The following is an 18,000-nucleotide window of genomic DNA, read 5'->3' as shown; positions in this document are numbered from 1 at the left end:
GCCCGCTCGGCGGTGGATCAAGCCCTGGGCCGGGCATGGACGGCAGGTTCGGCGGGAACCCCGTCCAGCGATCGGCTCGGCGGCGTATGACGGCGAGCGTCACCCCTGAACGGCGAGGACCAGCGGGAACACCCCCTCAGCTCCCGCCCGGCGAAGCAGCCGCCCGGCCACGGCCAGGGTCCACCCGGTGTCGGAGAGATCGTCGACGAGCAGAACGGGGCCTTCCGCGGACGCGAGGGCTTCCGCCAGCGCGGGCTCCACCACGAGCGCCTCGTGCAGCGCCTTCACCCGCTGCGCGCTGTTGGTCTGAGAGATCCGCAGGTCTTCGCTGCCCGGCGCGTAGCTGACGGTGCCCAGCAGCGGCATGCGACCGACCTCGGCGATGTGGCTGCCGAGGGACTGGACGAGCTGCGGCCTCCGGCGGGAGGCGACCGTCACGACGCCGACCGGCCGCGGGGCGGCGTCCGGTGCCCCGGAAGCCCAGCCGCCCGGCCCCTTCGCCCAGTCGGTGATGACCGTGACGACTGCGGCCGACACGTCGTCGGGGACCGGGGTGTCCTGCGCCTGCGCAGCGAGCATCGGACGGAGTCTGTTGCCCCAGCCGATGTCCGAGAGTCGGCCGAGCGCCCGTCCCGGCAGGGTCATCTCGCCTGCTGGAATACGGCCCTTGAGATCGACTCCCACCGCAGAGAGACCCGTCGGCCACATCTTGCGCGGCTCCACCTCCACACCGGGCCTGCCGAGTTCGCCGCGCGCACCGTCCAGGGCCGCGGTGGAGACCTTGTCGTCGAACCGCGCCCCCGCACAGTTGTCGCAGCGTCCGCAGGCGGTCGCCTCCTCGTCGTCCAGCTGGCGTCGCAGGAACTCCATGCGGCACCCGGTCCCCGCGGCGTAGTCCCGCATGGCCTGCTGTTCGGCGGCCCGCTGCCGCGCGACCCAGGCGTACCGCTCGGAGTCGTAGATCCACGGCTCGCCGGTGGAGATCCAGCCGCCCTTGACCCGCTTCACCGCGCCGTCGACGTCCAAGACCTTGAGCATCGTCTCCAGGCGGGTGCGCCGCAGGTCGACGAGGGGTTCCATGGCGGGCAGCGACAGCGGGCGGCCCGCCTGGGCGAGGACGTCCAGGGTCCGGCGAACCTGCTCCTCGGGAGGGAACGCGACGGAGGCGAAGTACTGCCAGATCGCTTCGTCCTCCTTGCCGGGGAGCAGCAGCACCTCGGCGTGCTCCACACCACGTCCCGCACGTCCCACCTGCTGGTAGTAGGCGATGGGGGAGGAAGGCGACCCGACGTGCACGACGAATCCCAGGTCGGGTTTGTCGAAGCCCATACCCAGCGCAGAGGTGGCGACCAGCGCCTTGACCCGGTTGGCCAGCAGATCGTCCTCGGCCTGCTGCCGGTCGGCGTTCTCGGTCCTGCCGGTGTAGGAGGTGACCGGGTGTCCGCACTGACGGAGGTAGGCGGTGATCTCCTCGGCGGCGGCGACCGTCAGGGTGTAGATGATGCCGGAGCCCGGCAACTCCCCGAGGTGGTCTCCCAGCCAGGCCAGGCGGTGCGCGGCGTTGGGCAGTTCGAGCACACCGAGGCTGAGGCTCTCCCTCTCCAGCGGGCCGCGAAGCACCAGTGCGTCCGTGCCCGCGCCGGTCCCTAGCTGCTCGGCGACGTCCGCGGTCACGCGCGCGTTGGCGGTGGCCGTCGTGGCGAGCACGGGGACCCCCGCGGGCAGATCGGCGAGCATGGTCCGCAGCCGGCGGTAGTCGGGCCGGAAGTCGTGGCCCCAGTCCGAGATGCAGTGCGCCTCATCGACGACCAGCAGGCCGGTGGCGGCGGCAAGCTGGGGCAGCACCTGGTCCCTGAAGTCGGGGTTGTTGAGCCGCTCGGGGCTGACCAGCAGTACGTCCACCTCGCCGGCCGCCACCTCGGCCTGCACCGTGTCCCACTCCTCGGTGTTCGATGAGTTGATCGTGCGGGCGCTGATGCCCGCCCGGGCGGCCGCCGCCACCTGGTTGCGCATGAGGGCGAGCAGGGGGGAGACGATCACCGTGGGTCCGCTGCCCTGCGCGCGCAGCAGGGACGTCGCGACGAAGTAGACCGCGGACTTGCCCCACCCCGTCCGCTGGACGACGAGGGCTCTGCGCTTGTCGGCGACGAGGGCCTCGATCGCACGCCACTGGTCCTCGCGCAGTCGCGCCGTGCCGGTCGTGTCCCCGACCAGGCGGGCGAGTACGGAATCGGCCGAGGCCCTGAGATCTGCGCGGTCTGCGTTGGTCATACCCCCATGCAACCCGATGCGTACGACAATGCGCGAACGCTGGTGGGGTCCCTGTGGACAAAGTTATCCACAGGGGTCGCGGAAATCGGTGCCCCGCGGGACGGTCGTGGCATGAACAAGAGCCACGAATCCACCGGACCGTCCGACGTGCAGGAGATCACCCTGCGCAGTCCCGCCGAACTCGCCGACGCCCTTCCGTACCTGATGGGATTCCATCCGAACGACAGCGTGGTCATGGTGGCCCTGCACGGCGGCCGGGGCCGCTTCGGAGGCCGGCTGCGGCTGGGCATCCCGCACGATCCGCAGGAGTGGGCGCCGGTAGCCGCCCAACTCGCGCAGAGCCTGATCGCGGGCAGCGAGAAACGGGACTCCCGTCCGGACGCCATCGTCGTCTTCCTCTGTCAGGACCCGGCCGAGGGGGAAACCGCTCCCGAGACCATGGAGCGGCTCAGGCCGCTGGCGCAGAGCCTGCGCACGGCCTGCGGCGCGCTCGATGTCCCCGTGCTCGAGGCGCTGTGCATCTCGGACGGCCGCTACTGGTCCTACTGTTGTCCGGACGGCCGCTGCTGCCCTGCCGAAGGCAAACCGCTGGCACTTCCGGGCACCACGGTCATGGCGGCGGCAGCCGCATACGCCGGTATCCAGGTTCGAGGATCGCTGCGGGACATGGAGTCCGGGCTCACGCCGTGGCGGACTCCCGCGGCGGCGGAGCAGGAGCGCGCGCTGGATTCGGCGGGGGCCGTGATGGTGGCCCGGATCCTCGATGCCGACGGCCGGGGTGAGGTGGCACGAGAGACCCTGTCGCTCGCGCGCCGGTTGATGGACCGCCTGAGCGCTGCGCCGGCCGTGGGCCCCGGAAGCGCCGACGACAGGGACGATCGTCTGGTCGGTGCGGGCGAAGCTGCAGCCCTCGTCCTCGGTCTGCAGGACCGCGAGACGAGGGACAGGGCGGCCGAGTGGATGGAGGGCGGCGATGCCGAGAGCGCGCTGAGGCTGTGGAGGGCGCTCGCGCGTCGGTGCGTCGGCCCGTACGTGGAGCATTCCGCCGCTCCACTCGCGCTGGCGGGCTGGGTCTCCTGGTCGACGGGCGACGAGGCGGCGGCCCGGGTGGCCCTCGGGCTCGCACTCCGAGCGGACCCCGACTACACCTTCGCGCAGTTGCTGCATCAGGCGTGCAACCAGGGACTGGATCCCGAGACGCTTCGCCGGTGTCTGCGCGGGGAGCGGGAACTGCGACACGGTGATGTCGCGGAGAGCACCCTGGAGCAGGACGCCACACGACATCCCGGGCCCCCACCGGGAGGTCGGAGCCGGCGCGTCCCGGCTTCGAAACAGGGACAGAAGCCTCCGTGCGGTCCCACTCCGATGCCGGGGAACGGGCGGCCGCCGGGCGCCGGCCACCGGCCGAACGTGCCGGGAGGTCCACGCCATGTCCACGACGCCCGTAGGCGTGGCCGGTACGGCGCCGAAGGCACGGGGGACGGGGGCTGAGGTGCCTCTGGCGGTAAGGGCCGTGGCCTGCCGCGCCACGCGCATGGCGTCCCGGGCGGGCGAAGCGCACAGCACCCGCGCCGGGGAAGGAACCAACATCGCGAAGGGAGTGTTTATCGTCAGGGAGACGACTATGATTTCGGTATGCCGCCCTACGACCCGTCGACGTTCCCGCCCTTCGCCGTCACCGTCGATCTGGTTGTCCTCACGGTGCGTCGGCACGCTTTGTGCGCCTTGGTGGTCCGCCGTGGCGAATCGCCCTTCCAGGGCAGGTGGGCGCTGCCGGGCGGATTCGTCCGTGCCGACGAGGACCTCGGAGCGGCGGCCGCGCGTGAGCTCGTCGAGGAGACAGGTCTCTGTGCTCACGATCCGGCCGCACCCGCCGTCGGGAACGGTGCGCACCTCGAGCAGCTCGCGACCTACGGCGATCCCGGGCGGGACCCCCGGATGCGGGTCGTCAGTGTCGCTCATCTCGCACTCGCGCCGGATCTTCCCGCGCCACGTGCGGGCGGTGACGCGAACAGCGCGCGCTGGGCGCCCGTGGGCGACCTGCTCGGCCCCGGAAGCGGATTCGGTCCCGACGACGAGCAGTCCGCGTCACTGGCCTTCGACCATGCGCGGATCCTCGACGACGGTGTGGAGCGAGCCCGTTCCAAGATCGAATATTCATCGCTCGCCACTGCGTTCTGCCCGCCCGAGTTCACGGTGGGGGAGCTGCGAAGGGTGTACGAGGCCGTGTGGGGTGTGGTTCTGGACCCCCGCAACTTTCATCGCAAGGTCACCGGCACACCCGGCTTCCTGGTTCCGTCCGGGGGGACGACGACACGTCAGGGCGGGCGCCCCGCGCAACTGTTCCGGTCGGGTGCGGCCACGGTGCTCAACCCTCCGATGCTGAGGCCGGAGGTCTGACGGCGCCCGGGCCCGGCGCGGGTGCCGAGCGGGCCGCGCGGAACGCCCACAGAAACATTGGTGCACCGAAAGTCTGAAATGTCGCGTTATCTTGCTGGGGTACCCCACCCTGCCGCCGAGCGGTCTCACCCTCAGCGAGAGAAGCGATGCTCCAGGCCATCGGACTCACCAGTGCCCCCCGCCGCGACAACCCCCCCGCCGTGGACGACCTGACCTTCGAAGCCCCGCCGGGCCGTGTCACCGTGTTGCTCGGTGCTCCTGGGTCCGGCAAGTCCACCGCTCTCCGTCTGATGCTCGAACTCCAAGCGGGGCGGGGTGTCACCTACTTCAGGGGCCGACCGCTGCATCGCATCGGTCATCCCGCCCGCGAGGTTGGGGTGCTGCTCGGAGACGTACCGGGGAACCCGGTGCGCACTGCACGCGGGCAGCTCCGCATGCTCTGTGCCGCAGCCGGCGTTCCCGCCTCCCGCGCAGACGAACTGCTCGAGGTGGTCGGGCTCGCGGGACTGGGCGATCAGCGCATCGGCACTCTGTCGGCGGGCATGGACCGGAGGCTCGGCCTTGCCTCGGCGTTGCTCGGCGACCCGCACACCCTTGTGCTCGATGAGCCGTCCAAGGGCCTCTCGCCACGTGAAAGGAGCTGGCTTCACGGGCTGCTGCGTGCGCACGCGGCCGAAGGGGGCACGGTGCTGCACACGACGAGTGATCCCAAGGAGGCCGCCCGCGCCGCCGATCGCGTAGTCACCATCGACGACGGCCGGCTCGTCGCGGACCAGGACGTCGCGGATTTCTCCCGCACCCGTCTCCGTCCACGTGTCGCCGTACGGACCCCGCACGCGGCCCGGCTGGCAGCGGCGATGAGCCGGGAGGCCAGGGTCTCCCGGCGCTCGGTCGAGGTCGTGACCGAAGGTGGCAGCCGTTTGTCGGTGTACGGCAGCAGTTGCGCGGAGGTCGGGGACGCGGCGTACAGGCACGGCGTCCCCGTGCACCAACTCGCCGACGAGACCGGTGACGCGGGCCCTGTCCGAGTCCTGGGGCAAGGGCGGCCCGGGGGGGCACCGAGGATCGTTTCCCCTGGACCCGCCTCGGCGGTGGCGATCTCGGAGCTGCCTCCTCCGATCCCGGTACGGCCGGCGCGCGGCCCGCTGCGGCCCCTCCGCTACGAGCTGCGGCGCCTCTTCGGCGTCAGGACGACCATCATGATCATGGCGGCCGCACTCGTGGTCTCGGCGGCTCTGTCCGTGGTGCTGGCCCGGTCCGGGAGGGTGCCCCATTCTGATCTGTTGGTCGCGTGGCCGCCCCTGCTTCCCCTTCCTCCGGCCGCTTTCGCCGCGGGGCTGCTGGGCGCGCTGTCGTTCGGTGACGAGTTCCGCTACCCGGCGCTCGCCTCGGGGCGCGGGACGGTGCCGCGTCGTCTCGGCCTCCTGCTGGCCAAGCTGATGGTCTCCGCGGGGGTGGCCCTTCTCCTCGCTTTCCTCGCCGTCCTGGGCAACGCCGAAGTCCTGCGGCTCCTCTACGGGGGTGACTTGGTCTCTGTTCCAGACAACGCGCCTCGACTGGCGGCAAGTTGGGCAGGACTCTCGATCGGATGCGCCTGGGCCGGTTTGCTGGCCGCCGGTGTTTTCAGGCTCACGGGGGCGGGAGTCGCCGCCGTCCTGGCAGTTCCGGTTCTTGTCGTGCCACTGGTACAGAAGCTCCTCGCGGTCCCGTCCGCACGTTCGATCACGGGACTTCCGGGCCGGCTGCGCGAACTGGCCTGGCTGCAGTGGCCGTACGAAGTGGACCGTTGGGCCATGGCAGCCGTGAGAGTCGTGGCGCAACCCGTGGGGCTGGCGCTCACACTCTCGTTGTCGACTCTGATCTGCGCGTATGTGCTCACCGGCCTGCGCGGGAAAGCTCGTTGGTGATCACTGTGCGGCCAACGGCGACCCCTCATCCGTAACTCCGCTGGAAACGCTCGATTTCTACCGATAAGGCGTCAATTGAGAGGTGGGTGGCGATCACCCTTTCGTGTGCTTTTCAGCAAAGACCTCAAGGGGTGGCTGAGCCGCGCCGACAAAGGATGCGTGAGTACCCTTGCGCATACCATGATGACCGCCGCCCGCTCCGCCGACTCCGGCCTGGCCGGCCCGGGCGAAATCGACCGTTACCCGTACACGGAGGCGCCGCCCGGTGAACGTGCCGCGCTGCGCTCCTGGGGCGGCACCGATTCCGAACTGGGGCGGGTGGGCCGACGCGGCGCTGCCAGCCGCGGCCGCGGGCTTCACGGTCAACTGGTCCAGCAGCTCGGCCAGATGATCGTTTCGGGAGACCTCGGCGCCGACAGGCCCCTTGTCCCGGAGGAGATCGGGCAGCGTTTCGAGGTCTCCCGCACCGTTGTCAGGGAATCCCTGCGCGTGCTCGAGGCCAAGGGGCTGGTGAGCGCCCGGCCCAACGTGGGCACGCGGGTCCGGCCGGTGAGTGACTGGAATCTGCTGGACCCGGACATCATCGAATGGCGCGCATTCGGCCCGCAGCGCGAAGACCAGCGCCGCGAACTGGACGACCTTCGGTGGACCATCGAGCCGCTCGCTGCCAGGCTGGCGGCAGGTCATGGCCGGGAGGATATTCAGCAGCGCCTGGGCGACATGATCGAGATCATGGGGCACGCCATGGGGCAGGGTGACGCCATCACCTTCTCCCGGGCGGACGCGGAGTTCCACGCCCTGCTCATTCAGGCGGCGGGCAACCGCATGCTCGAACACCTCTCCGGCATCGTGTCGGCGGCGCTGCACGTGTCCGGCGGGCCGGTCACGGGTTGTGACAGGCCCGCTGAGTCGTCGCTCGGTCATCACGCGCGCATCGCCGAGGCTCTGGCTTCGGGTGACGGTGTCGGCGCCGAGACCGCGATGCGTCAGCTGCTGGTCGGGCACCAGGAGCGGGTGGTCCCCGCGCCCCGCGAGCACTGAACCAGCTGGCCCGGGGTATGGGGTCCGTGTGCCGCCGCGTCGGTGCGGCTCGGCGGCACAGTTATACGGAGATATGACCTCTGGTTCGGTTTGTCGCGAATGAGGTGTGACTGGGGCCACGCGAATTGGGCGTAACACTCCTCGAAACAGTGCGATGACCTAAGAGGTGACCGCCGCGGAAGGAATACAGCAGCCATGCAGTGCGCTGTGCAGTTCTGAGGCCAAGCCCGCGCCGTCGGCGACATCCCCAGCCGCCGGTCGTCGGTTCCAGTCCTCTTCAGGGCCGGGCCGGAAGCCGTTTCCATCGTTCCGAGAGGTTGTTCGTGTCGGCCAGCACATCCCGTACGCTCCCGCCGGAGATCGCCGAGTCCGAGTCTGTGATGGCGCTCATCGAGCGGGGAAAGGCTGATGGGCAGATCGCCGGCGACGACGTGCGTCGTGCCTTCGAGGCTGACCAGATTCCGCCAACCCAGTGGAAGAATGTTCTGCGCAGCCTCAACCAGATCCTCGAGGAAGAGGGTGTGACGCTGATGGTCAGTGCCGCGGAGTCGCCTAAGCGCGCCCGCAAGAGCGTCGCAGCGAAGAGCCCGGTCAAGCGCACCGCCGCCAAGACAGTCGCCGCCAAGACGACCGTGACACGAACCGTCGCGGCGTCCACCGCCCCGGCCGCCGAGAGCGCGGACGTCGCAGCGGACGACGCTGCCGTTGCCGCTCCTGCGAAGAAGACGGCAGCCAAGAAGACGGTTGCCAAGAAGACCGCCACGAAGAAGACCGTGGCGAAGAAGACCGCCGCGAAGAAGTCCGGCAAGCAGGACGACGAACTGCTCGACGGTGACGAGGCGGCCGAGGAAGTCAAGGCCGGTAAGGGTGAGGAAGAGGAGGGCGAGGGCGAGAACAAGGGTTTCGTCCTCTCCGACGACGACGAGGACGACGCGCCTGCCCAGCAGGTCGCTGTCGCCGGCGCCACGGCCGACCCGGTCAAGGACTACCTGAAGCAGATCGGTAAGGTCCCCCTCCTCAATGCCGAGCAGGAGGTCGAGCTCGCCAAGCGCATCGAGGCCGGCCTGTTCGCCGAGGACAAGCTCGCCAACTCCGACAAGCTCGCGCCGAAGCTCAAGCGCGAGCTGGAGATCATCGCCGAGGACGGCCGCCGGGCCAAGAACCACCTGCTGGAGGCCAACCTCCGTCTCGTGGTGTCGCTGGCCAAGCGCTACACGGGCCGCGGCATGCTCTTCCTGGACCTCATCCAGGAGGGCAACCTGGGTCTGATCCGCGCGGTGGAGAAGTTCGACTACACCAAGGGCTACAAGTTCTCCACGTACGCCACCTGGTGGATCCGTCAGGCGATCACCCGGGCCATGGCCGACCAGGCCCGCACCATCCGTATCCCGGTGCACATGGTCGAGGTCATCAACAAGCTCGCGCGTGTGCAGCGCCAGATGCTCCAGGACCTGGGCCGTGAGCCCACGCCGGAGGAGCTGGCCAAGGAGCTCGACATGACCCCTGAGAAGGTCATCGAGGTCCAGAAGTACGGGCGTGAGCCGATTTCTCTCCACACCCCGCTGGGTGAGGACGGGGACAGCGAGTTCGGAGACCTGATCGAGGACTCCGAGGCCGTCGTGCCGGCCGACGCGGTGAGCTTCACGCTGCTCCAGGAGCAGCTGCACTCCGTGCTCGACACGCTCTCCGAGCGTGAGGCAGGCGTCGTCTCGATGCGCTTCGGTCTCACCGACGGTCAGCCGAAGACCCTGGACGAGATCGGGAAGGTCTACGGGGTGACGCGCGAGCGCATCCGCCAGATCGAGTCGAAGACGATGTCGAAGCTTCGCCACCCGTCGCGTTCGCAGGTGTTGCGCGACTACCTCGACTAGACCGCGTCGAGTACGGACAGGGGCCGGGGCCCGGGACCAGAAGAGGTTCCGGGCCCCGGCCCCTGTCCGCGTGCGGCCCCCCTCGGCGGGTATCACGCTGAGTGGACACTGATCACCTCGGCGTAAGGAGTCTTCATGCCCCGCGTCCTCGCCCGTGTCCTGCCGGCGGCCTGCACTCTGGCGATAGCTACCGCCGTCATACCGCTCGGCCCCCCGCCCGCCGCGGCGGCCGACAGCATCATCGTCGGCGGCAGACCAGCGGCGGTCGCGGACAGTCCGTGGGTGGTGGCCCTGTCGAGCCGTGACCGATTCGGAGGAACCCGCGCGGGCCAGTTCTGCGGGGGTGTGGCGATCGCTCCCAAGCAGGTGCTGACCGCTGCCCACTGTCTGAGGCAGGACGTCCTCGGGGCGGCTGTCTCGGAGATCCGCGATCTGCGGATCATCGCCGGGCGGGACGAACTGGGCGGATCGGGTGGTCAGGAGATCTCGGTGCGGTCCGCATGGGCCAATCCGGCGTACGACCCCCGCACGAACGCCGGCGACCTCGCGGTGGTCACCCTGGCCCGAGCGCTCCCGGAGGGTAGCGTCATCCCGATGGCGAGAGCGGGGAGCGCGGCATACGAGCCGGGTACGGCTGCGAAGGTCTACGGCTGGGGGGACACGACCGGATACGGCACCTACGCGGTCCGGCTGCGTGCCGCATCGGTGCGAGTGCTGCCGGACGGCGACTGCGCCCGGGCCTACCCCGGCGGCACAAGGGGCACGTACGACGCCTCAGCGATGCTCTGTGCCGGTGACACCGCCGGGGGGCGGGATGCGTGCCAGGGGGACAGCGGAGGGCCGCTGGTGGCCCGTGGGCGCCTTGTCGGGCTCGTCTCGTGGGGCAGTGGCTGCGGGAGCCCCGGAAGCCCCGGTGTGTACACGCGTGTCTCGTCGGCGATCCGGTGGATGGCCGGTCGGAGCTGACCGCCGGATCGTGTCGCGGGCCATGAGAACGGGCGGCCCCCCTGCCGGGAGGCCGCCCGTCGGCCGGTCGTGGACCGGACCCATGGCTCGTCGTGGATGCGAGGTGTCAGTGTTGTTCCTCGTCGGCGGAACTGGCCTGCACGGCAGTGAGCCGGTCCGTCTCATCCTGTATTTCCGCGGCGATCTTCTTGAGTTCCGGCTCGAACTTGCGACCGTGGTGGGCGCAGAAGAGCAGTTCACCGCCGCTGATCAGGACGACGCGCAGATATGCCTGGGCGCCGCAACGGTCACAGCGGTCTGCTGCGGTCAGCGGGCTCGCGGGGGTCAGAACAGTAGTCACGTCGCCTCTTCTCTAGCTCGACGAGCTGTCGTACCAGGGTCAACATCCAACCAGGCCGAAAACGTTCCCGCTCGTGGCATTTCTTCGAAACTTCTTCTCGGGATGGCTGTCTGTCGCCGGTTGGCGGCGAATGTGCCGTATTGCGTAGCGCTACGGTTTCGCGTTGCTTGTGTGGGACGGTCCGCCGGCTGGCGTGCCGGTTGTTCATGAGGACGTGCCCGGAGCCTAAATGGTTCATGCCTCGAAGGGAACGTGATGTGCGCGTCACTCCGACGAGTGATCGAACGCCTATGCGAGGCTGGACTAGCATAAGGATTCCCCGTGGGTGGCGTTACAACCGCTCTACCAGGCCTCGGTAGGCTCTCAGCGGCTACCGAGGCCGAGCCCGACCCCCACTGGGCCCCACATGAAATTCAGCGAGGAGCGAACCGCGTGACCGCCGATTCCGTGCCGTCCACTGCGCTGCTGACCGGAGCAGGCGGCGCAGACAGGGACAGCTCCAACTACACCGCGCGGCACCTTCTCGTCCTCGAAGGGCTCGAAGCGGTTCGTAAGCGCCCCGGAATGTACATCGGGTCCACGGACAGCCGCGGACTCATGCACTGCCTCTGGGAGATCATCGACAACTCGGTCGACGAGGCCCTGGGCGGCTACTGCGACTCGATCGAGGTCATCCTGCACGACGACTCCTCCGTCGAGGTGCGTGACAACGGCCGGGGGATCCCGGTGGACGTCGAGCCGAAGACCGGCCTCTCCGGCATCGAGGTCGTCATGACCAAGCTGCACGCCGGCGGAAAGTTCGGCGGTGGCTCCTACGCGGCCTCGGGCGGCCTGCACGGTGTGGGCGCGTCCGTCGTGAACGCGCTCTCCGCCCGGCTGGACGTCGAGGTCGACCGCAACAGTGCGACCCACTCCATCAGTTTCCGGCGTGGGGTCCCGGGCATGTTCACCGAGCAGGGTCCCGACAGCCCCTTCGACCCCGCCAACGGCCTCCGCAAGGGCAAGCGGGTCGCCAAGACGCGTACCGGCACCCGTGTGCGGTACTGGGCCGACCGCCAGATCTTCCTCAAGGACGCCAAGCTCAACCTCGAGACGCTGTACCAGCGGGCACGCCAGACCGCCTTCCTCGTGCCCGGCCTCACCATCGTCGTACGCGACGAGCGGGGCGTCGACGGCGAGGGCAAGACGGAGGAGACATTCCGCTTCGACGGCGGGATCAGCGAGTTCTGCGAGTACCTGGCCCAGGACAAGGCCGTCTGCGACGTGCAGCGGCTGAGCGGGACCGGGACGTTCAAGGAGACCGTGCCGGTGCTCGACGACCGGGGACACATGACCGCGACCGAGGTCACCCGGGAACTGGGTGTGGACATCGCCCTCCGCTGGGGAACCGGCTACGAGACCAACGTCAAGTCCTTCGTCAACATCATCGCCACCCCCAAGGGCGGCACCCACGTGTCGGGCTTCGAACGCTCCCTGACACGGACGGTCAATGAGGCGCTGCGCTCCGCCAAGCTGCTGCGCGTCGCCGAGGACGACGTCGTCAAGGACGACGCCCTCGAAGGCCTCACGGCGGTCGTGACCGTGCGCCTCGCGGAGCCGCAGTTCGAAGGCCAGACCAAGGAGGTGCTGGGTACCTCCGCGGCCAACCGCATCGTCGCCAACGTGGTCGCCAAGGAACTCAAGGCCTTCCTGACGTCCACGAAGCGGGACGCCAAGGCCCAGGCCAGGGCTGTCCTGGACAAGGCCGTGGCCGCGGCCCGCACGCGCATCGCAGCCCGCCAGCACAAGGACGCGCAGCGCCGCAAGACAGCGCTCGAGTCCTCGTCCCTGCCGGCGAAGCTCGCCGACTGCCGCAGCGACGATGTGGAGCGCAGCGAGCTCTTCATCGTCGAGGGCGACTCGGCGCTCGGCACCGCGAAGCTGGCTCGCAACAGCGAGTTCCAGGCCCTGCTGCCCATCCGCGGAAAGATCCTCAACGTCCAGAAGTCGTCGGTCTCGGACATGCTGAAGAACGCCGAGTGCGGCGCCATCATCCAGGTCATAGGAGCTGGATCCGGCCGCACGTTCGACATCGACGCCGCGCGCTACGGCAAGGTGATCATGATGACGGACGCCGACGTCGACGGATCACACATCCGCACCCTGCTGCTGACGCTCTTCCAGCGCTACATGCGGCCCATGGTCGAGGCGGGGCGGGTCTTCGCGGCGGTACCCCCGCTGCACCGGATCGAGCTGGTCCAGCCCAAGAAGGGCCAGGACAAGTACATCTACACGTACTCCGACAACGAGCTCCGCCAGACGCTGCTGGAGCTGCAGCGGAAGAACGTCCGGATCAAGGAATCGATCCAGCGGTACAAGGGCCTCGGCGAGATGGACGCGGACCAGTTGGCGGAGACCACGATGGACCCGCGCCACCGCACCCTGCGGCGCATCAACATCGGGGATCTGGAATCGTCCGAGCAGGTCTTCGACCTCCTGATGGGCAACGAGGTCGCGCCCCGCAAGGAGTTCATCACCAGCTCGGCGGCCACACTGGACCGCTCGCGCATCGACGTCTGACCTCTCCACCCGTGGGTGGAGAGCGTTTCTCCACCCACGGTCAACCCCTGGGCCGATCTCATGATCACCGATCCTCCGTAGCGTCGAAGACAACACTTCGTCACGTCTCCCGGAGGCAGCCATGGCAGGGTTCTTCGACGTTCTGGTGATCTGCGCGGTCGTCGCGCTTCTCGTCGTGCGCCAGTTCTCGACCCAGCGGGTCGGTGACGAGCGGCGCTGGTGGCTGCTGCCGGCCGTTCTGATGCTCGTCGCCCTGAAGAACGACGGCGTCATCGACCCTCGTCACGAAGCGATGTCCGGTGCGATGCTCGGCATGGGTCTGCTGGTGGGGCTGGTCACCGGTGCAGGCTGGGGCTGGACCGCCCGGCTGTGGCAGGAGACCGACGCGTCGGTCTGGAGCCGAGGGACCAGGGCCACTCTCTTCGTGTGGGCCGCCGGCATGGGCCTGCGCGCATCCCTCGCAGCCGTCACCCTCGCCCTCGGCATACATCAGGGCACGGCGGCCCTGCTCGTCTCGCTGGCAGCGATGCTGCTGGCCCGCAGCGGCGTGCTGGTCCTGCGGGCCCGGGGGCTGCGTGAGCAGTACGGTGTCGCAGCGGGCGTCATGCCGCCAACGTCCGCGCAGAGCATGGGGAAGGGCCGCGCGTGATGCGGAGTACGTGGACGGGCTGGCCTTCGAGAGAAGCTCTCACCAGGGCGCCCCAGGCCCGCAGCCGGGCGGTGATCGCACGGATCGTGTGGAGCGCGGTCCTGATCGGTCTCCTCTGGTCCGCCTTCTCCGGCGGCCGGTTCGCGCTGTGGCAGATCGCGATCGGTCTGGTGCTGACAGTCGGCTGCGCGATGGCGGGCAGGGCGTTCTTCCGCACCTCCAGGGAACACCGGCTGTGGCCCTCTCTCGGGTTGCTGGTGTTGCTGATGGCGGTGGCGTTCGGGGCCCTGGAGGCGGGGGCGGGCGCGCTCGCGGTGGCGTTGTGGTGCGGCTGCGCCATGATCGCGCTGGAGCGCCTTCCGCTCTCGGCCGGGGTACCTTTCACGGCGGTGGCGCTCGTCGCCTACGCCGCTGTGAAACAGGACGGCTGGCTGACCACAGCCATTACCACGGGCAGCCTCTGCCTGGGCGGATACGTGCTGCGACTCGACGCGGAGGCCCGTGGCAGTTCCCAGAGGCTCCTCGCCCAGGAAAGGGCCGCCCGCGAAGCAGAAGCAGGGACGGCCGCCCTGGCGGAGAGATCCAGGATTGCCCGCGAGATCCACGACGTACTCGCCCACAGCCTGTCTGCACAACTGGTGCATTTGGAGGCGGCCAGGCTGCTGATCGAGCGGGAGCCTGCCGGGCCATTCCGTGATCAGGTGCTGGAGAGGGTGGTGGCCGCGCGGGCCATGGCGCGTGAGGGTCTCGCCGAGACGCGCCAGGCGCTCTCCGCGTTGCGTGGGGAGTTGACTCCGGTTGAGGAGTTCCTGAGACAATTGGTCGCCGGCGAGCCGGCCGAGGTGTCCGTGGCAGGGGAGCGCCGGGAGCTTACCGCGGAGGCGTCGCAGACGGTCCGCAGAGTCGCCCAGGAGGCGCTGACGAACACCCGGAAGCATGCCCCCGGGGCGGCCGTGTTCGTCCGCCTGGAGTACGGGCCGGAGTCAGTGGCACTTGAGGTTCGGGACGCCGGGGGTAACCGTCCAGGTGCGGACCTCGCTGACAGTGGGTCCGGTTACGGTCTTCTCGGGATGAGGGAGCGCGCCGAGCTGCTCGGCGGCACCCTGGAGGCAAGACCGGACGAGGAGGGGTTCGTGGTGAGTCTGCGGGTTCCCGCGTGACCGCGCGGGTGGTGGTCGCCGACGACCAGTCGGTCGTCCGCGAGGGCATCGTCATGCTGCTGGGACTGCTGCCCGGAATCGATGTCGTGGGGGCGGCCAAGGACGGGGAGGAAGCGGTCGCCCTCGTCGAGGAGAAGGCGCCCGACGTGGTCCTGATGGACCTCCGGATGCCGAGATGCGATGGGGTCGAGGCGACTCGTCGCATCCGCCGGGAGCATCCGCGTACTCAGGTGGTAGTCCTCACGACCTTCGCCGACGACGACTCCCTGTTCACCGCTCTGCAGGCGGGTGCTCGTGGCTATCTGACCAAGGACGCCCGCGGCGAGGAGATCGCGCAGGCCATCCAGGCGGTGTTGTCCGGTGAGGCGGGGCTGTCACCGAAGGTGCAGCGCAGGCTGCTTGAGCGGGTCACCGCCCAGGCCGTCCTGTCGGGTTCCCCGGCCCCGTCCGAACTGCCCGACGGGATCACGCCCCGCGAGGCCGAGGTGCTGATCCTCATCGCGGACGGGCTCTCCAACGCGGAGATAGCCCGCACCCTCCACATCTCGCGGGCCACGGTGAAGACGCACATCAACAACCTCTTCGCCAAGACGGGGGCGCGCGACCGAACAGGAGCCGTGCGCTATGCCTACGGCAGGGGGATCGCACACCCACCCGGGACTTCCGTCACCTGAAATGGTGAAGCACGACGAATGAAGTGCCCGGGATCTTCCCGATCTGCCCATTCTTGGCTACGCGGCCGAAAAGGCTCGTGGACAAGGGAGTTGTTGGTGGAGAAGGAAGCAGGGCCGGACGCCGCAGGACTGCGGCTCGACGACCCGTGGTACGAGGCGCCGGCCGCCGGGTGGGGCGAGCCGGACGGCGCGGGAGGCAGTACGGCCGGGGACGGCTGGTCCCATGCGGGGGCACGGCATGAGTACAGCGCGGCCGAGATCTATCTGGAGGTGCAGAACAGTCCGGCCTTTCGCGAAGTACGGCGCCGGTACAGGCGGTTCGTCGTACCTGCGGCTGCCGCGTTCCTGCTCTGGTACCTCGCCTATGTCATCGCGGCCACCGCGGCTCATGGCCTGATGGCGCACCCCGTGGCCGGAGCGCTCAACGTGGCGATGGTGGCGGGGCTGGGACAGTTCCTCACGACCTTCCTCCTCACCTGGGCGTACGCGCGTCATGCGCGGTTGCACCGTGACCGGGCTGCGTTGGAACTGCGTTGGGAGACACAGGAGATGACAAGAGGGATCAGCCGGTGAGCGGGAACCACCAGACGCTGGCGCTGCTGCTGTTCAGCGTGTTCATCGCCGTTACGCTCGGCATCACGACTTGGGTGAGCCGGAACCGGCAGGGCTCCGCAGAGGAGTTCTACGCCGGAGGCCGGTTGTTCTCACCCATGGAGAACGGGTTCGCCATCGCCGGGGACTACATGTCCGCCGCTTCCTTCCTCGGCATCTCGGGGCTGATCGCGCTCTTCGGCTACGACGGCATGCTCTACTCGGTCGGCTTCCTTGTGGCCTGGCTGGTCGTCCTGCTCCTGGTCGCGGAACTCGTGCGGAACTGCGGGCGTTTCACGCTCGCGGACGTGGTCGCCGCCCGTATGGCGGAGCGCCCCGTGCGTACGGCGGTGGGGACGTCGTCCGTCACCGTCTCGGTGCTGTACCTCGTGGCGCAGATGGTGGGCGCGGGAAGCCTTGTCGCGCTGCTGCTGGGTGGTACGAGCGGCACCGCCCGGTCCTGGACGGTGGTCGGGGTCGGAGCACTCATGGTGATCTACGTGTCCCTCGGCGGTATGCGTGCCACGACCTGGATCCAGATCGTCAAGGCCGTCCTGCTCATGGCCGGGGCCGTAGCGCTCACAGTCCTCGTCCTCGTGCACTTCCGAGGGGACTTCAACGCTCTCCTCACCACCGCCGCCGACCGCAGCGGCCACGGCAAGGACTTCCTCGCGCCAGGGCTCAGGTACGGCGGCAGCTGGACCGCGCGCTTCGACTTCATCAGCCTCGGCCTGGCACTCGTCCTCGGAACGGCGGGCCTGCCGCACATCCTGTCGCGCTTCTACACCGTGCCGACGGCGCGCGCGGCCCGTCGCTCCGTCGTCTGGTCCATCGGCCTGATCGGCAGCTTCTACCTGATGACGATCGTCCTCGGCTTCGGAGCTGCCGCGCTCGTGGGTTCGGCCGATGTCCGTGCGTCGAATGCCTCCGGGAACACGGCGGTTCCGCTTCTCGCGCTGGTCCTGGGAGGCGGGGAGGGCTCAACGGGAGGCACGGTGCTCTTCGCCGTGGCGGCCGCCATCGCCTTCGCCACGATTCTCGCCGTCGTCGCCGGCATCACCCTCGCCTCCTCCGCGTCCGTCGCCCATGATCTCTACGCCTCCTTCCGTCGGCCGGGTGCCAAGCAGCGCAGCGAGGTAGGCGTGGCAAGGGTGGCAGCGGCCGGCGTCGGGGTGGTGGCCATCGCGCTGGGTCTCCTCGCGCAGAACCTGAACGTCGCCTTCCTGGTGGGGCTGGCCTTCGCGGTCGCTGCTTCGGCCAACCTCCCGGCGCTGCTCTACTCGCTGTTCTGGCGGAACTTCACTACCCGGGGAGCGGTCTGGGCTGTGTACGGCGGACTGTTCCCGGCGATCCTGCTCGTGCTGCTCTCGCCGGTCGTCAGCGGGGGGCCGGCGTCACTTTTCCCCGGTGTGGACTTCGCCGTGTTCCCGCTGGAGAACCCCGGACTGGTGTCTATTCCGGCCGGATTCCTGGCGGGCTGGATCGGCACCGTCACGTCCTCCGAACCTCCGGACACGGCGAAGCACGCGGAGACGGAGGTCCGGGCGCTCACCGGAGCGGGGGCGGCGTAG

14 protein-coding genes are annotated in these 18,000 nt (G+C 69.2%); 12 read left to right on the top strand and 2 right to left on the bottom strand.

Annotation, left to right across the window (positions count from 1 at the left end; translation table 11 throughout):
* Nucleotides 1-99: 99 nt before the first annotated feature.
* Nucleotides 100-2,271 carry a RecQ family ATP-dependent DNA helicase gene (locus OG206_RS08120; RefSeq protein WP_327113752.1) on the bottom strand — a complete coding sequence of 724 codons (2,172 nt, stop codon included), beginning with the start codon at nucleotides 2,269-2,271 and terminating at the stop codon, nucleotides 100-102.
* 111 nt (nucleotides 2,272-2,382) lie between these two features.
* Between OG206_RS08120 and OG206_RS08115 the strand changes: the two genes are divergently transcribed.
* From OG206_RS08115 to OG206_RS08090, 6 genes are all read left to right on the top strand, one after another.
* Nucleotides 2,383-3,762 (top strand): DUF4192 domain-containing protein, encoded by a 1,380-nt coding sequence (locus tag OG206_RS08115; RefSeq protein WP_327113750.1) that lies wholly within the window; start codon nucleotides 2,383-2,385, stop codon nucleotides 3,760-3,762.
* A 144-nt stretch (nucleotides 3,763-3,906) separates the two neighbouring features.
* Nucleotides 3,907-4,671 carry an NUDIX hydrolase gene (locus tag OG206_RS08110; protein WP_327113748.1) on the top strand — a complete coding sequence of 255 codons (765 nt, stop codon included), beginning with the start codon at nucleotides 3,907-3,909 and terminating at the stop codon, nucleotides 4,669-4,671.
* Between the two features lie 146 nt (nucleotides 4,672-4,817).
* On the top strand, nucleotides 4,818-6,578 hold the full coding sequence (locus OG206_RS08105; RefSeq protein ID WP_327113746.1) for an ABC transporter ATP-binding protein: 1,761 nt from the start codon (nucleotides 4,818-4,820) through the stop codon (nucleotides 6,576-6,578).
* A gap of 180 nt (nucleotides 6,579-6,758) precedes the next feature.
* Nucleotides 6,759-7,619: a FadR/GntR family transcriptional regulator gene (locus OG206_RS08100; protein ID WP_327122209.1), complete on the top strand. Its 861-nt coding sequence runs from the start codon at nucleotides 6,759-6,761 to the stop codon at nucleotides 7,617-7,619.
* Nucleotides 7,620-7,942: 323 nt separating this feature from the next.
* Nucleotides 7,943-9,490, top strand: coding sequence for an RNA polymerase sigma factor (locus tag OG206_RS08095; RefSeq protein WP_327113744.1), 1,548 nt, complete (start codon nucleotides 7,943-7,945; stop codon nucleotides 9,488-9,490).
* 135 nt (nucleotides 9,491-9,625) lie between these two features.
* Entirely contained in the window at nucleotides 9,626-10,456 is an 831-nt protein-coding gene (locus tag OG206_RS08090) for a S1 family peptidase (protein ID WP_327113742.1), read from the top strand.
* Between the two features lie 106 nt (nucleotides 10,457-10,562).
* Here the strand turns inward: OG206_RS08090 and OG206_RS08085 are convergent, their stop codons facing one another.
* On the bottom strand, nucleotides 10,563-10,796 hold the full coding sequence (locus OG206_RS08085) for a DUF7455 domain-containing protein (RefSeq protein ID WP_327113740.1): 234 nt from the start codon (nucleotides 10,794-10,796) through the stop codon (nucleotides 10,563-10,565).
* 432 nt (nucleotides 10,797-11,228) lie between these two features.
* Here OG206_RS08085 and OG206_RS08080 point away from each other — a divergent pair, with 432 nt between their 5' ends.
* From OG206_RS08080 to OG206_RS08055, 6 genes are all read left to right on the top strand, one after another.
* A complete protein-coding gene (locus tag OG206_RS08080) occupies nucleotides 11,229-13,355 on the top strand; it encodes a DNA gyrase/topoisomerase IV subunit B (protein ID WP_327113738.1) in 2,127 nt (708 codons plus the stop codon).
* Between the two features lie 121 nt (nucleotides 13,356-13,476).
* Nucleotides 13,477-14,004: a DUF1453 domain-containing protein gene (locus tag OG206_RS08075; protein WP_327113736.1), complete on the top strand. Its 528-nt coding sequence runs from the start codon at nucleotides 13,477-13,479 to the stop codon at nucleotides 14,002-14,004.
* On the top strand, nucleotides 14,001-15,164 hold the full coding sequence (locus tag OG206_RS08070; RefSeq protein WP_327113734.1) for a sensor histidine kinase: 1,164 nt from the start codon (nucleotides 14,001-14,003) through the stop codon (nucleotides 15,162-15,164). Before OG206_RS08075 ends, OG206_RS08070 begins: the two co-directional genes overlap by 4 nt.
* The gene (locus OG206_RS08065; protein WP_327113732.1) at nucleotides 15,161-15,838 is read left to right on the top strand and encodes a response regulator transcription factor; all 678 of its coding nucleotides are present in this window, start codon (nucleotides 15,161-15,163) and stop codon (nucleotides 15,836-15,838) included. Before OG206_RS08070 ends, OG206_RS08065 begins: the two co-directional genes overlap by 4 nt.
* 96 nt (nucleotides 15,839-15,934) lie before the next feature.
* The gene (locus OG206_RS08060) at nucleotides 15,935-16,411 is read left to right on the top strand and encodes a DUF485 domain-containing protein (RefSeq protein WP_327113730.1); all 477 of its coding nucleotides are present in this window, start codon (nucleotides 15,935-15,937) and stop codon (nucleotides 16,409-16,411) included.
* Nucleotides 16,408-18,000, top strand: a complete 1,593-nt coding sequence (locus tag OG206_RS08055) for a solute symporter family protein (RefSeq protein WP_327113728.1) — start codon at nucleotides 16,408-16,410, stop codon at nucleotides 17,998-18,000. Before OG206_RS08060 ends, OG206_RS08055 begins: the two co-directional genes overlap by 4 nt.

Origin of the sequence: Streptomyces sp. NBC_01341, from assembly GCF_035946055.1 — a bacterium.
Classification (GTDB): domain Bacteria; phylum Actinomycetota; class Actinomycetes; order Streptomycetales; family Streptomycetaceae; genus Streptomyces.
Note: the sequence above shows the minus strand (reverse complement) of the source record. Positions and strands in the feature narration are given on the sequence as shown.